The sequence below is a fragment of the Vibrio sp. 1151_11 genome (genome assembly GCF_029478525.1).
Lineage (GTDB): Bacteria > Pseudomonadota > Gammaproteobacteria > Enterobacterales > Vibrionaceae > Vibrio > Vibrio anguillarum.
In genome coordinates, this window is the sequence record NZ_SHMN01000023.1 from 1 (window position 1) to 15,767 (window position 15,767).

Annotated in this window: 13 protein-coding genes; 6 read left to right on the top strand and 7 right to left on the bottom strand. The window is 46.1% G+C overall.

Annotated elements, in window-relative coordinates:
• Positions 1-228 precede the first annotated feature (228 nt).
• The 6 genes from fre to trxA all read right to left on the bottom strand — a co-directional run bounded on the left by fre (position 229) and on the right by trxA (position 6,040).
• Positions 229-936: an NAD(P)H-flavin reductase gene (fre, locus tag EXZ60_RS15135; protein ID WP_017044373.1), complete on the bottom strand. Its 708-nt coding sequence runs from the start codon at positions 934-936 to the stop codon at positions 229-231.
• A gap of 14 nt (positions 937-950) precedes the next feature.
• Positions 951-1,220 carry a 2Fe-2S iron-sulfur cluster-binding protein gene (locus tag EXZ60_RS15140; RefSeq protein WP_013855397.1) on the bottom strand — a complete coding sequence of 90 codons (270 nt, stop codon included), beginning with the start codon at positions 1,218-1,220 and terminating at the stop codon, positions 951-953.
• Positions 1,217-3,073 carry a 4-hydroxy-3-polyprenylbenzoate decarboxylase gene (gene ubiD, locus EXZ60_RS15145; RefSeq protein WP_029189858.1) on the bottom strand — a complete coding sequence of 619 codons (1,857 nt, stop codon included), beginning with the start codon at positions 3,071-3,073 and terminating at the stop codon, positions 1,217-1,219. Before ubiD ends, EXZ60_RS15140 begins: the two co-directional genes overlap by 4 nt.
• 77 nt (positions 3,074-3,150) lie before the next feature.
• Positions 3,151-4,146 (bottom strand): hypothetical protein, encoded by a 996-nt coding sequence (locus EXZ60_RS15150; protein ID WP_017045715.1) that lies wholly within the window; start codon positions 4,144-4,146, stop codon positions 3,151-3,153.
• Between the two features lie 108 nt (positions 4,147-4,254).
• Positions 4,255-5,514, bottom strand: a complete 1,260-nt coding sequence (gene rho / locus EXZ60_RS15155) for a transcription termination factor Rho (protein ID WP_010319292.1) — start codon at positions 5,512-5,514, stop codon at positions 4,255-4,257.
• A 199-nt stretch (positions 5,515-5,713) separates the two neighbouring features.
• Positions 5,714-6,040 carry a thioredoxin TrxA gene (gene trxA / locus EXZ60_RS15160; RefSeq protein ID WP_010319293.1) on the bottom strand — a complete coding sequence of 109 codons (327 nt, stop codon included), beginning with the start codon at positions 6,038-6,040 and terminating at the stop codon, positions 5,714-5,716.
• Between the two features lie 111 nt (positions 6,041-6,151).
• Between trxA and rhlB the strand changes: the two genes are divergently transcribed.
• Positions 6,152-7,462, top strand: coding sequence for an ATP-dependent RNA helicase RhlB (rhlB, locus tag EXZ60_RS15165; protein ID WP_026027733.1), 1,311 nt, complete (start codon positions 6,152-6,154; stop codon positions 7,460-7,462).
• Positions 7,463-7,469: 7 nt separating this feature from the next.
• Complete coding sequence (gene gppA, locus EXZ60_RS15170; RefSeq protein ID WP_069211982.1) at positions 7,470-8,963, top strand: guanosine-5'-triphosphate,3'-diphosphate diphosphatase; 1,494 nt, start codon at positions 7,470-7,472, stop codon at positions 8,961-8,963.
• Positions 8,964-9,062: 99 nt separating this feature from the next.
• Here the strand turns inward: gppA and EXZ60_RS15175 are convergent, their stop codons facing one another.
• Positions 9,063-9,737, bottom strand: a complete 675-nt coding sequence (locus tag EXZ60_RS15175; protein ID WP_277435908.1) for a 7-cyano-7-deazaguanine/7-aminomethyl-7-deazaguanine transporter — start codon at positions 9,735-9,737, stop codon at positions 9,063-9,065.
• A 391-nt stretch (positions 9,738-10,128) separates the two neighbouring features.
• Between EXZ60_RS15175 and gmk the strand changes: the two genes are divergently transcribed.
• The 4 genes from gmk (at position 10,129) to recG (ending at position 15,574) form a co-directional block, all read left to right on the top strand.
• The gene (gene gmk, locus EXZ60_RS15180; protein WP_017044367.1) at positions 10,129-10,752 is read left to right on the top strand and encodes a guanylate kinase; all 624 of its coding nucleotides are present in this window, start codon (positions 10,129-10,131) and stop codon (positions 10,750-10,752) included.
• A gap of 103 nt (positions 10,753-10,855) precedes the next feature.
• A complete protein-coding gene (gene rpoZ, locus EXZ60_RS15185; RefSeq protein ID WP_013855406.1) occupies positions 10,856-11,128 on the top strand; it encodes a DNA-directed RNA polymerase subunit omega in 273 nt (90 codons plus the stop codon).
• 39 nt (positions 11,129-11,167) lie between these two features.
• Positions 11,168-13,288, top strand: coding sequence for a bifunctional GTP diphosphokinase/guanosine-3',5'-bis pyrophosphate 3'-pyrophosphohydrolase (spoT, locus tag EXZ60_RS15190; protein WP_277435909.1), 2,121 nt, complete (start codon positions 11,168-11,170; stop codon positions 13,286-13,288).
• A 207-nt stretch (positions 13,289-13,495) separates the two neighbouring features.
• On the top strand, positions 13,496-15,574 hold the full coding sequence (gene recG / locus EXZ60_RS15195) for an ATP-dependent DNA helicase RecG (protein WP_277435910.1): 2,079 nt from the start codon (positions 13,496-13,498) through the stop codon (positions 15,572-15,574).
• Positions 15,575-15,767: the final 193 nt, after the last annotated feature.

Sequence of the window (15,767 nt, forward strand, 5' to 3'; positions counted from 1 at the left end):
TAAATTATTTCGTCTTACTGATTTGACCTACTGATTGGCTGCTGGTTGGGCTTGAACCCTTACTGGCTGTGCCGTGTCAGTGAGGCGGCATTATAGGGAGAACGAAGATGAGTGCAAGCGGTTTTTAATAAAAAATAAGAAAAACATCTATTTTGTTTAAATAGCAGCCACAAAGCGTCAAAAGAGAGCATTTCGCTCTCTTTTGATAGGCTTTAATCTCTCTCGATCTTAAATAAAAGCGTAGGCATCAGCAAACATGTGATCGCTTTTTGCATTTTTGTATTGGGTAAACTGTTCTCTTGCTGCTCCAGCCATATCAAAACGACCTGCAATATAAATGTCGTACGCTTCTAACGACTCGAAATCATCATTGATCGCTTGGAGTACATTGCCAACCTTGCCATTCCAACCTTCATCAGCCGTTTCAACAACAGGTACAAAGTGGATGTTCTCAAATTGCTGAGCAATCTCACTCAGTTCTGTTTTTGCATAGAGTTGGTAAACGTCTTTTGCTCCCCAGTACAAATAGATAGCGTTACTTTTCTTTTGGCTAATACAGTGATCTAAAATCGAGCGTACATAGCTAAAACCTGTTCCTCCAGCAATGAGTAGTAGAGGGCGCTCATTTTCTTTTACCCACGCATCACCATGAGGTGCATCTATATTGACTAAACCCTTGTTGCTTAATGCCGTTCTCATTTTCTCAACCACTTCCTGTGCATAAGCATTGTGCTCGGCGGCACCAATGTGCAACTCTAGTTCACCAGTACGGCAAGGGCTGCTTGCGATAGAAAATGGACGTTTATCTTTCTCACCCATTTCTACCATGAGATATTGCCCAGCTTTAAATGCAAGAACACTTTCAGGTTGGAGGATGATTTTATAAGTATTAGAGGCTAATGGCTCAATTGACTTTACTTTACATTGGGTGGTCATGTTTTTCCTCTGGCTTACTCTGCAAAAGTAAGTACTAAGTTACTTGTTGCAAAGGCTTGGCAAGGGAATATCCAACCTTGTCGCTGCTCTTCGTCAGTCAACATCGGTTCTAAGTTATATTCCACTACACCTTCTAATTTTCTGCACATACACATAGCGCATGCACCTATTTGACAACGGTGTGGAAAAGAGATGTTCTTGTTGAGCGCAGCTTCCAACACCGTTGTACCGTCTTGCACTTCAAAAGTATCGCCTTTCGGCAGCAAGATCACCGTATAAGTCATAAAATACCTAGCTCATCCCAGAGCGAGTCTATTTTGGTGACGACCTCGTGATCTTTTTGGATTGGCGTCCCCCACTCTCGCTGAACTTCACCAGAGAGTTTGTTGGTTGCATCCAGCAGGAGCTTGGAACATTGCCCTTCATTAGCTTCTATACGATCAGTATCTCGAGACGGATCCATGCGCGTGGTTATCGCCCAAATCACGTCATTCCAATCTCGGATATTCACATCATCATCACAGAGCACAACAAACTTCAGATTTGAAAATGTCTCTAAAAATGCCCATATCTTTTTTAGCAGCTCTTGAGATTGACCAGCGAACGCTTTGTTCATGGATACAATCAAGAAACCATCATTAGAAAATGGCACTAAATAGATATCAACAATCTCAGAATGCTGTGCTCTAAGCTGATCCAAATGCTCAGCTTTGATCTGAGGAGCCGTTGATGGGGATGACTGTTGTCTTGTACCGTCACTCTCAACATCCCATTTAATGGTAGCATCTAAGCCCATTTTGGAGCCTAGCCCCACCACTGGAGAGGCAAAATCAAGTGAATCAATCGGTGTATGTTCGATGAATAAAGTGTCTCGGACTGGGTCCATATGTGTTGTCATTGCATTGATAACTGAATTCCAATCACGAGCATCGACTGATTCATCGCACACCACCACATATTTAGTGTACATAAACTGGCGAAGGAACGACCAAACTCCCATCATGACTCGCTTTGCATGACCAGGGTATTGCTTTTTCATCGTCACCACCGCCATTCGATAAGAACAACCTTCCGGCGGCAAATAGAAATCGACGATTTCAGGGAACTGTTTTTGGAGTATAGGTACAAACACTTCATTTAACGCAACACCAAGCACAGCTGGTTCATCAGGTGGGCGTCCGGTATAAGTGCTATGGTAGATAGGATTGCTGCGCATTGTGATATGCGTAACCGTAAAGACACGATGCTTTTCAACTTCATTATAGTAACCCGTGTGATCACCATAAGGCCCTTCGTCAGCATATTCGTTTGGATCTATGTAGCCTTCCAGCACAATTTCCGCACTAGCAGGCACATCTAGATCATTACTGAGCGATTTAACCACTTCTGTTTTACTGCCTCGTAGCAATCCCGCAAAAGCATATTCAGAAAGCGTATCTGGCACTGGTGTCACCGCGCCTAGAATGGTTGCAGGATCAGCGCCAAAAGCCACTGAAACTGGGAAATTCTCTCCGGGGTGAGTGTCCATCCAATCTCTTAAATCTAGAGCACCACCACGATGCGCCAGCCAACGCATGATGACTTTGTTTTTACTGAGTTTCTGTTGGCGATAAATCCCGAGATTTTGTCGCTTCTTGTTTGGCCCTTTAGTGATCGTCAGCCCCCAAGTCAGAAGAGGAGCAACATCATCGGCCCAACAACTCATCACTGGGATTTTGTCTAAGTCAACATCGTTGCCCTGCCAAACAATCTCCTGGCAAGGAGCCTTGCGTAGTCGTTTGGTTGGCATGTTGAGCACTTGCTTAAATAAAGGCAATTTATCGATAGCATCTTTGAAGCCCTGTGGTGGCTCGGGCTCTTTGAGATAAGCCAGTAATTTGCCGACTTCCCTTAACTCTTGGACCTCTTTACGCCCCATGCCGATCGCGACGCGTTTTGCGGTGCCAAACAAGTTAGTGAGCACGGGAACCGTATAACCGATCGGGTTTTCAAATAGCAAAGCTGGACCAGCGGCACGCAAAGTGCGGTCGCTAATTTCCGTCATTTCATAATGAGGGTCAATCGGGCAAGTAATGCGTTTTAGTTGGCCTGTTTTTTCCAGATGGTCAACAAATTCACGTAAATCCTTAAAGCTCATAGGCCTACTACATCGCTGATTAAACTGCAGGCAGTATAACAAAAACAACCCATTAACGATCCCCAAATTTCATAGGGTTATTGAGAGAGGGCTTGCAAAATACCACGACTTTTCACCTGAGAATTACTCACCAGTAAATCCTTTAGCCAGCGGCTGTGTCCTTGCTCGACCAAAGCAGTGGCCACTAAATTGACCTCTTCATTGATTGACATTTTGGCTATCAGAAAGTCGCGGATATCAGAACGCATGGGGCTGATGCGAACTAATGCCTTAATCGCTTGTACTTTTAAACTTGGATTTTCACTGGCGGCCATGATCTGTTTTATCGCAAATTCATCGCTTACGCTGGCTAATCGTGTGAGTTCCTGCTGAATGGAGAAATCGACCCGCATCAGCCACAGGAGTTTATAGATTTTAGGATCTTCACTAACTTGAGCTAATCGAACCATCACTTGTGTGGAAGGCAACCACCCGGTCACTGGCTCTGATGTCAGTTGCTCAGTGAGCGCAGCTAAAGCACTTGGGGATAGTGTATCTAACTCGCGGATCAGTAACGTTTCGCGAATTTTTACTTGATATTGAGTCCCTGACAACCATGTTTTCAGTACTAGCTCTTGGCGCTCCGCCTTCACCAAGAAATCGAGAATGGTTTGTTCTTGCCGCCAACGCTTTAATAAACGGCTGGCTATCGCAGAAGAGTCAAAAGCTGGAGTTGAGAATTCATAGCCTTGTTCTTTTTCAACAACTTGGTAAGTGGGTGCAAGCGCTTGCTGCTCTTCAATGAATATCACCATATTCGGCGTTATGGCGAGATCCAACTGCTCGATTTTTTGCAGCAACAGAAAACGTGCGGCTTCTTGCGGTAATAGCGCTAAACGTTGTAATGAAAAACGCAAAGAATCAAATTCATCATGTACCGCGTACTGCAATAACTCTGCACTTTTATGGCGAATTTGTTCTTCCTGAAGCCATTTCTGAGCTGTATCAGACGTTATTTCTATAGAGGCAGCACTTGGCCACGCACAAAATAAAAATAGCGAGAGGAGAAGCGACGACAACATTCCTTGTTGCATTTTAACCTCCTTGTAACATTTGGCCTATTGTGGAAGGTTAATGGGTTAAATGCAAACAAAAACGCCACCGATAAACGGTGGCGTTGGTCATACTAAACTTAGCGTCTATTATTGACGGCGCATCGCATCAAAAAACTCATCATTAGTTTTCGTCATCGCGAGCTTATCAATTAAGAATTCCATTGCGTCACTTTCACTCATTGGGTGAACGATCTTACGCAGAATCCACATTTTTTGTAACTCATCAGGTTTAGTAAGCAACTCTTCACGACGAGTACCGCTGCGGTTGAAGTCGATAGCAGGGAAGACACGTTTTTCCGCAATTTTACGGTTAAGGTGCAATTCCATGTTACCTGTACCTTTAAACTCTTCGTAGATAACTTCATCCATTTTAGAGCCAGTATCAACCAGTGCCGTCGCAATAATCGTTAAACTACCGCCTTCTTCTACATTACGAGCCGCACCGAAAAAGCGCTTAGGGCGTTGCAATGCGTTGGCATCCACACCACCAGTCAATACTTTGCCAGATGACGGGATCACTGTGTTGTAAGCACGAGCTAAACGTGTGATGGAATCAAGCAGGATAACGACATCTTTCTTATGCTCAACCAAACGTTTTGCTTTTTCGATCACCATTTCTGCCACTTGTACGTGACGTGAAGCTGGCTCATCGAACGTAGAAGCAACCACTTCGCCTTTCACAAGGCGTTGCATTTCCGTTACTTCTTCAGGACGTTCGTCAATCAGTAGCACCATCAACACACAATCAGGATGGTTGTTAGCAATACTTTGCGCGATATTTTGTAGCAACATGGTTTTGCCCGCTTTTGGCGGAGCAACAATCAAACCACGCTGGCCTTTACCAATCGGAGAGGCAAGGTCTAGAACTCGTGCCGTAATGTCTTCTGTCGAACCATTACCACGCTCCATGATCATACGTTCATTGGCATGCAGTGGAGTTAAGTTCTCAAATAAAATCTTGTTACGTGCATTATCCGGTTTGTCGTGGTTAACGGTGTTAACTTTTAACAATGCGAAATAACGTTCGCCTTCTTTTGGTGGGCGAATTTTGCCGGATACTGAGTCACCGGTGCGTAAGTTGAAACGGCGAATTTGGCTTGGTGATACGTAGATATCATCAGGGCCAGCTAAATATGAACAGTCGGCGCTACGTAAGAAACCAAAACCGTCTTGAAGAATTTCCAAGACCCCATCACCAAATATATCTTCACCACTTTTTGCGTGCGCTTTTAGGATGGAGAAGATGATGTCTTGTTTTCTTAGACGCGCTAGGTTTTCGAGGCCTAGGCTCTCACCAAGTTTCACAAGATCAGACACAGGTCTGTTCTTCAATTCTGTTAGATTCATTGTGGTGGATACTTGTTTAGTCAAAATAGGATCTATTTTCTAGTTAAGATGGATTTTGGTCTCAGGATCGACCAAGAAGTGAACACTTGTCTAATTAACGTGCGATAAACTAGCACTAAATAATAGCCTAGTCTAGAGTTTGTTTCTTTTCAAAAAAACAAAGCCGTGCATCAGAAAATGTACGGCTTTGCGATACCTGTTATAGGTTTGCGTCCAAAAACTCTTTCAATTGAGTTTTTGATAACGCACCAACTTTCGTTGCAGCGACGTTGCCATTTTTGAACAGCAGCAAGGTTGGGATGCCACGAATACCAAACTTAGGTGGAGTACCTGCGTTGTGGTCGATATTTAATTTACCGATAGTCAGTTTGCCTTCGTACTCGCTAGCGATTTCATCCAAAATTGGTGCAATCATCTTACAAGGACCACACCATTCTGCCCAAAAATCAACAAGAACAGGGCCTGCAGCTTTGATTACATCGTTCTCAAAACCATCATCTGTAAGCTGCAAAATCTTATCGCTCATCTTCCACTCCAATATGTTTTTCTGCACTGATTATAAGCTAACCAGTAAATAGATGCTCTATTGGAATGTATTTACTTTCGTATTGCAAGCTTAAGCTGATATTCTATGGCGATGAAAAAGACACATATCACAGAGCAAAAGTTCGCCGATTTGGGATTACATCCTCAAGTTGTTGAAGGATTGGAAAAAAAAGGGTTCGATTACTGTACCCCGATCCAAGCCTTGGCGTTGCCGGTACTGCTCACCGGCCAAGACATTGCAGGCCAGGCCCAAACAGGGACTGGTAAAACGCTTGCGTTTCTCGCTGCTACTTTTAACCACTTACTAACAACCCCTGAACATGAAGGGCGAAAACCGACGCAGCCGCGTGCCATTATTATGGCTCCGACTCGTGAGTTAGCGATTCAAATTTATAACGACGCCGAACCTCTGATTGCCAGTACTGGCATCAAAGCCGCGCTGGCTTACGGTGGTGAAAGCTACGATAAGCAATTGTCTAAGCTGCAAGATGGTGTCGACATATTGATCGGTACAACAGGACGTATCATAGATTTCTACAAACAACACGTGTTTAACTTGAATAATATTCAAGCTGTAGTGCTGGATGAAGCCGATCGCATGTTTGACCTTGGTTTTATCAAGGACATTCGTTTTCTGTTTCGCCGTATGCCTGAACCTAAAGAGCGCCTGAACATGCTGTTTTCAGCCACGCTTTCTTATCGCGTTCAAGAGTTGGCGTTCGAGCACATGCATAACCCTGAGCACGTGGTTGTTGAACCAGAACAAAAAACTGGCCATCGCATCCAAGAAGAGCTGTTCTACCCGTCTAACGAACATAAGATGGCGCTATTACAGACACTGATAGAACAAGACTGGCCAGATCGCGCCATCATTTTTGCCAACACAAAACACCGCTGCGACTCTATTTGGGGTCATTTAGCTGCAGATGGGCACCGTGTCGGCCTACTAACAGGTGATGTACCGCAGAAGAAACGTGAAAAGATCCTTGAGCAATTCACTACCGGTGATGTCGACATTCTTGTTGCAACCGACGTGGCAGCGCGAGGCTTACACATTCCTCAAGTCACACACGTATTCAACTACGACTTACCTGATGACTGTGAAGACTACGTGCACCGCATTGGTCGTACAGGTCGCGCAGGAGAGAGTGGTCACTCGATTAGTTTTGCCTGTGAAGAGTACGCCATTAACCTAACCGCGATTGAAGAGTACACCGGGCACGCGGTTCCTGTTTCTGATTACGATGCATCGGCGTTGATTGAAGACTTACCGCCGCCAATTCGTCTGCGTTCTCGTAATCCTCAGCAGCGCCGTACTAATAACAATGGCCCTCGTACTGGCAACCGTAAGCCACAAAGTCGTCGCCCACGTCAACCGCATCAAAGTAATAAGGGTTCGTAATCCATTTATGAGTAAAGCCGTCTCCTCGCCGCTCTACGCTGCCATCGACCTTGGGTCGAACAGTTTTCATATGCTCATCGTGCGTCATATTGATGGCAGTGTACAAACGATGGCCAAAATAAAGCGCAAAGTACGCTTGGCCGCCGGGTTAGATGATAACAACGCTCTTAGCCAAGAAGCGATGCAGCGAGGATGGGACTGCCTCAGTTTATTTGCGGAACGACTACAAGATATACCCGCCAGCAATATCCGTATTGTTGGCACTGCCACACTGCGTACAGCCACCAACGTTGAGCTGTTTTTAACTCAAGCCAACCAAATACTCGGCCACCCCATTCAGGTTATTTCCGGTGAAGAAGAGGCGGCGACTATCTATAAAGGAGTGGCGCACACTTCGGGTGGCTTAGGACGACGCTTGGTTGTCGATATTGGTGGGGCCAGTACTGAACTCATCATTGGTGAAGGGTTCGATGCCAAAGCGTTAACCAGTTTAAAAATGGGCTGCGTCACTTGGCTTGAGCGCCATTTTAAAGACAGACAGCTTAACGCGGCTAACTTTAATCGAGCGATCGATGCGGCAAAACAGACGTTAGCGCCTATCCTTGAACAATACTCACAGTTAGGTTGGGATGTGTGCGTGGGTGCCAGTGGCACAGTACAAGCGTTGCAAGAAATTATGTTAGCGCAAGGTATGGATGAGGTGATCACTCATACCAAACTAAAACGCTTGCAAAAACAAGCGATGCTCGCCGATCACTTGGAAGAGCTTGATATTGAAGGCTTAACTTTAGAGCGAGCGTTAGTTTTCCCAAGTGGCCTATCGATTTTAATTGCCATCTTTGAACTGATCGAGATTGAATCGATGACTTTAGCTGGCGGCGCATTGCGTGAAGGCTTAGTGTATGAAATGGTCGAAGAGCTGCGCCAAGATGACATTCGAACGCGTACCATCAATAGCGTTCAGGTGCGATATCAAATTGATGTTGACTACGCCAAGCAAGTGGCTCAACTTGCCCAATCGCTGCTCAAACAGTGTGGGGGGGAAGATTGGATTGCGGAACCGCAAGCTGAAATGCTGCTCACTACCGCTGCACAATTGCATGAAATAGGGTTAGCGATTGATTTAAAAAAAGGCGGTGAACACAGCGCCTACCTGTTACAAAACCTCGACTTACCCGGCTATACCCGTGCACAGAAACACTTTCTAGGCGAAATTGCTCGTCGTTATCGCGAGCAGCTCTCTTCATTGCCAGAGCAGTACGCTCTGTCGGGCAACAGCGCCAAACGGGTGTTACGTTTACTGCGCCTTGCCGTATTGCTCAGCCATCGTCGTAACAAGGCACTACAGCCTAAATTTACATTACAAGCTCAAGGTGACCAACTGACTCTTCGGTTATCCGCCAAATGGTTAGCGGCCAATCCTCTCACCACCGCCGAGCTGGATATTGAAGCAAACCGTCAAAGCGACATTGGTTGGCCACTCATTATCGATCCATCATAATCATAAATAGTCATAAGATGCAGACACATAAAAAAGCCCGAGCAGCACTTGCTCGGGCTTTGATTTTCTCTCTTCCTAGTATAATGGCTTGCTACTCCACTACTGAGCATTGATCCCAACGGTTCGAAAATCAGGGTTGACCGCTGTCAGCTTGCGGATCAAGTAATTGAGCAGCACACCGTACATCGGCACAAACAGGCCTAAACTGATCACCAGTTTAAAACCATAATCGACCAAGGCAATTTCGGTCCAATGTTCAGCCATGAACGGATCGGGGCTTTGATAGAAAGCAATCGCAAAAAAAGCGACCGTGTCTAATGCATTACCAAATAACGTAGAACAGGTTGGCGCAACCCACCACTGCTTCATCTGGCGCAGACGATTAAACACATGCACATCCATAATTTGCCCTAGCAAATACGCCATAAAACTGGCAATCGCAATACGAGCAACAAACAGATTAAACTCATGAAGCTGAGCAAGCCCTTGTAATTGACCTTCAAAAAATAGCACCGAGAGTGCATAAGAAACAATCAAAGCCGGTAACATCACTAAGAAAATGATTTTACGAGCCAACGCTGCACCAAAAATGCGTACAGTGAGATCCGTTGCCAGAAAAATGAATGGGAAAGTAAATGCGCCCCAAGTGGTATGTAAACCGAAGACAGTAAAGGGCAACTGAACCAGATAATTGCTTGATGCGATAATGATCAAATGAAATAGCACTAAAAGTGCCAAAGCTTTGCGCTGCTGCGCAAGGGTAAAGTAACTCATTGTGTACCTTTTTAGTTTGTTTTGGGGGCGAGGGAACCCAAATCGAAGAATTAGTCTTGCATTAATTTGTAGGCTTACCACGCGATCATATTCAAATCACGAGCTCAGCGGCGGGCGATTATACAGCAATAAACCCCCTCGACAAGCCTTGAAATAAGAGCAAACGTTTACCCATTGAAGAAAATATCACCGTTTTAAAATTCCCCTTTCACAGCTAAAGGCCGACCTTTTTGTTGTAGACATCCATGGGAACGTGCTACTCTTCGCCTCCATTTTTTCTGGCCTTATTTTCATTTTCTAGGATGAAACTCTCTGGGTCAGTGCTATCTTTTAACATGCTGATAGACGCAAATATCAGCATTCAATCCTAACCTAACGTGGAACAGAACAGATGGGCAAAGGTACTCTTTATATCGTCTCTGCACCCAGTGGTGCAGGCAAATCAAGCTTGATCTCTGCGATGTTGGAAACCAACCCAACCTATGCGATGAAAGTCTCTGTTTCACATACCACACGCGGCATGCGCCCGGGCGAACAAGATGGTGTTCATTACCATTTTGTACAAAAAGAGCTGTTTGAAGAGTTGATTACTAAAGGTGAATTTCTCGAACATGCTGAAGTATTTGGCAACTACTACGGCACCTCTAAGGTATGGATTGAAAATAACCTCAACAAAGGCATTGACGTTTTTCTTGATATTGACTGGCAAGGCGCGCGTCAAATACGCGACAAAATGCCGGATGCAAAAAGTGTGTTTATCCTTCCTCCTTCAAAAGAAGAATTGGAACGCCGCTTGAATGCTCGTGGTCAAGACAGTGAAGCCGTCATTGCTAAACGTATGAATGAAGCTCAAGCTGAAATCTCGCATTACACCGAATACGACTATGTCATCATAAATGATGATTTCGATGTGGCATTAATGGATTTCAGAGCTATTTTACGTGCTGAACGATTGAAGCAAGACAAGCAAGCTGCTAAATATAACAGCATGCTCAACGCGCTACTGGCGGAATAATCACCCGCTCAAACAAGGCAAAGTCTATCGCTAGTATAAACAAAGATTAGACTGTATACTTTCTCGTCATTTAAAAATTTTTAGTTAACTATTTGGAGTTCTCATGGCACGCGTAACTGTTCAAGACGCTGTTGAAAAAGTGGGCAATCGTTTCGACCTAGTTCTGATTGCGGCTCGCCGCGCTCGTCAAATGCAAACTGGCGGTAAAGATTCATTGGTGCCAGAAGAGAACGATAAGCCAACCGTTATCGCTCTGCGCGAAATCGAAGAAGGTCTTATCACGAAAGATGTGCTTGATGCTCGTGAGCGCCAAGAGCAGAAAGAGCAAGAAGCCGCAGAATTGGCCGCCGTAAGCAGCATCGCTCACAACCGTTAATTCTGCCATTCAAATTCAACAACCTTCCGGGCCTATAATTTGTATCTATTTGATAGCCTTAAAGACGTTGTCCAAGAATACCTAACAGAGCCTCAAATTGAGGCTCTGCGTCAATCTTATGTGGTCGCACGTGAAGCCCATGAAGGGCAAACCCGTTCTAGCGGCGAACCTTACATTATTCACCCTGTTGCGGTTTCTCGAATTTTGGCTGATATGCGCCTTGATTTGGAAACGCTACAAGCAGCGTTATTACATGATGTCATCGAAGATTGCGATGTCACTAAAAGCGATCTTGAAGCGCAATTTGGTCACGCCGTGGCGGAATTGGTAGACGGGGTTTCTAAACTCGACAAGTTGAAATTTCGTGATCGTAAAGAAGCCCAAGCCGAGAACTTTCGTAAGATGGTGCTGGCAATGGTGCAAGACATTCGCGTTATTCTCATCAAACTTGCTGACCGCACACACAATATGCGTACCCTTGGCGCATTGCGCCCAGATAAAAAGCGTCGTATTGCCCGTGAAACGTTAGAGATTTACGCGCCTCTTGCTCACCGCTTAGGGATTCATAACATCAAGACTGAGCTAGAAGAGCTTGGCTTTGAAGCATTGTACCCAAATCGTTATCGCGTATTGAAAGAAGTGGTGAGATCCGCTCGCGGTAACCGCAAAGAGATGATCCAACGCATCCACAGTGAAATTGAAGGCCGCTTGCAAGATTTCGGTTTGAAAGCACGCGTGGTCGGCCGTGAAAAGAACCTGTTCTCCATCTATAACAAGATGAAAACCAAAGAGCAGCGCTTTCACACCATTATGGACATCTACGCTTTTCGAGTCGTGGTCGACACTGCAGATACTTGTTATCGTGCATTAGGCCAAGTTCATAGCTTGTACAAACCTCGCCCGGGGCGCATGAAAGATTACATCGCCGTGCCCAAAGCGAACGGCTACCAATCTTTGCATACCTCGATGGTCGGCCCACACGGCGTCCCAGTTGAAGTGCAGATCCGCACTGAAGACATGGAACAGATGGCCGACAAAGGCGTGGCTGCTCATTGGTCTTACAAAGGTAATGGCGAACGCACTGGCACCACCGCGCAAATTAAAGCTCAACGCTGGATGCAAAGCCTACTTGAGCTACAACAAAGCGCTGGCAACTCGTTTGAGTTTATTGAGAACGTTAAGTCGGATCTTTTCCCTGATGAAATCTACGTCTTCACACCCAAAGGCCGCATCGTTGAGCTGCCTGTCGGGGCAACTGCGGTTGATTTTGCCTACGCGGTACACACCGATGTCGGTAATACCTGTGTTGGAGCTCGTGTTGATCGAAACCCTTATCCGTTAAGTAAATCACTGAAAAACGGCCAAACGATTGAAATCATCAGCGCTCCTGGGGCTCGTCCTAATGCCGCTTGGCTCAACTATGTGGTCACGTCTCGCGCTCGTACTAAGATACGTCAAGTGCTTAAAACCATGCGCCGTGAGGAATCGATCACACTTGGTAGACGTTTGCTCAATCACGCGCTGGGTGATCTTTCACTCAGTGACATCAGTGACGAGAACATTAAGCATGTGATTGGTGAGCTTAAAATGGCCACGGTCGATGATCTGCTGGCCGCGATTGGTTTAGGCGAACTGATGAGTATTGTCATTGCGCGTCGTCTGCTTGGCGATGCTGATGAGCTGACCGAAGTGGAAAGCAATGATGGCAAACCGAAAAAGAAACTGCCGATCCGCGGCGCTGAAGGTATTTTGCTCACGTTTGCTAACTGCTGCCACCCCATCCCAGACGATCACATCATTGCGCATGTATCTCCGGGTCGTGGTTTAGTGGTGCATCGTGAAACCTGCCCTAATGTTCGTGGCTACCAAAAAGAGCCGGATCGTTACATGGCGGTTGAGTGGTCTAAAGATTACGACCAAGAGTTCATCACCGAACTGAAAGTGGACATGCAAAACCACCAAGGTGCGTTAGCGGAACTGACGAATGTAATCTCGAAAACAGGTTCCAACATTCATGGCCTCTCCACCGAGGAGCGTGATGGACGTTTGTATACTGTCACTGTGCTGCTGACCACCAAAGATCGCATTCACTTAGCAAACATCATGAAAAAAATTCGTGTGATGCCTCATGCACTGAAAGTGCGACGCCGGAAAAATTAAACTATCCAAACAAATAAAACCCCTTGCGGCTAACCACTCATGGGGTTTTTTATTTTCCGATACCCTACCCCCATCTTGCATTTTAGGCGTCACTATTCAAATTAGCCGATGGCCTGCCGCTTATCGACCATTACATGATTTTATGCTGTACAAAAAAACAGTTCGATGGTTGAATAATACATAACGATACTGTTAATGAGCCCTGTTATGTCACAGCTACTGTCCGCGATTCCTCTCACCTCACTCTCTGGCGTGGGCGCTAAAGTGGCTGAAAAACTGGAAAAGGTTGGCTTAATCAGTGTGCAAGATCTGCTGTTCCATCTCCCTTTACGTTATGAGGATCGCACACGGATCTACCCTATCGCTAAATTGCATCCCGGGCTTTGGGCCGCTGTGCAAGGTAAAGTCATGGCGGTGGATACGGTTTTTGGCAAACGCAAAATGCTCACAGTAAAAATAAGCGATGGTAACGGCACCATTACGCTGCGTTTTTTTAACTTTACGGCTGGGATGAAAAACAATTTTGCTGAAGGTAAGTTAGTGCACGCTTACGGTGAAATTAAGCGTGGTGGATTCGGCCTTGAAATTGTTCATCCTGATTATAAATTTTATGCTCCTCAGCAACAGCCAGATGTCGAAGCTAACTTAACACCCGTTTACCCAACAACCGATGGCCTGCGCCAACTCACGCTACGCACACTCACTGATCAAGCATTAAGTTTACTCGACAAAGCCGCCGTACAAGAACTGCTACCTGCTGGGTTATATGATCACCAAATTACGCTCTCTGAAGCGCTGCACATCATTCACCGGCCGCCACCGGGCATTAACCTGCAACTGTTTGATGAAGGGAAACACCCGGCGCAGGTTCGCTTAATTATGGAAGAGCTGTTGGCGCAAAACCTCTCCATGCTGGCTGTACGCCATCAAGGCCAGCAAGATATCGCATTGCCACTAGCTGGGTCTGGCACACTCAAACAACAACTGCTTGCACAACTGCCTTTCTCTCCCACTAAAGCACAAACACGTGTTGTGACAGAGATCGAAGCCGATCTGGCACAAGCTCACCCCATGATGCGTTTAGTACAAGGTGATGTGGGCTCAGGGAAAACCTTGGTCGCTGCATTAGCCGCCGCACGTGCTATCGAACATGGCTATCAAGTAGCATTAATGGCACCGACGGAATTGCTGGCCGAGCAGCACGCAATTAACTTTGCCAACTGGTTTGAAGCAATGGGTATCCAAGTCGGCTGGCTGGCGGGTAAATTAAAAGGCAAAGCGAAAGAAACAGAACTAGCTCGCATTGCCAGCGGTGAGGCAAAAATGATAGTGGGTACTCACGCTCTTTTCCAAGAACAAGTTGAATTTCATCACCTTGCGCTCGTCATCATTGATGAACAACACCGCTTTGGCGTCCACCAGCGTTTAGAACTGCGTGAGAAAGGGGCGAAGCAAGGCGCGTATCCGCACCAGTTAATCATGACCGCAACGCCGATCCCACGAACTTTAGCGATGACTGCTTACGCTGATTTAGAAACCTCCGTTATTGATGAACTGCCACCGGGACGAACGCCCATTCAAACTGTCGCTATCCCAGATACAAAGCGTGATGATATCGTCGAGCGCGTACGTCATGCCTGTTTGAATGAAGGAAAACAGGCTTATTGGGTCTGTACTTTGATTGATGAGTCTGAGGTGCTAGAAGCGCAAGCCGCCGCCGACACAGCGCAAGAGCTACAACGCACTCTGCCCGATGTCAAAATCGGTTTGGTGCATGGCCGAATGAAGCCGAGCGAAAAACAAGCGGTGATGCAAGCCTTTAAAAACAATGAACTGCACTTGCTGGTTGCCACAACGGTGATTGAGGTTGGCGTTGACGTGCCGAATGCGAGCTTGATGATCATCGAAAACCCTGAGCGTTTGGGCTTAGCACAGTTGCACCAATTACGCGGCCGCGTAGGGCGAGGCTCTGTCGCCAGCCATTGCGTATTGCTCTACCATGCACCACTATCGAAAACCGCGCAAAAACGCTTGGGTGTACTGCGTGAGAGCAATGACGGTTTCGTAATTGCTCAGCGAGACTTAGAAATTCGCGGTCCGGGGGAGCTGCTTGGTACCAAACAGACTGGCCTCGCGGATTTCAAAATTGCGGATTTAGTCCGTGACCAAGGTTTAATTCCTGAAGTACAGCGCATTGCTCGCTACTTACACGACCATTATCCAAGCCACGCGACCGCCATTATCGATCGCTGGTTAGGAGAGAAGGACATCTACGCCAAAGCATAAGATTGTTCGTTCTGTATTCCCCTCTCCCTTACACAGCAAAGCAAACGTTTGCTTTCTTGCGTAAACTCTCTATAATTTCGCCAATTTTTTTAGTGAACTACTCACTTATCCAGTCCGAGCAGATTCTGATTAACAGCAATCACAGATGACGTGTCTGCTCCACTTAGTGCTCCCACTCAGCGAACGCTAAGAC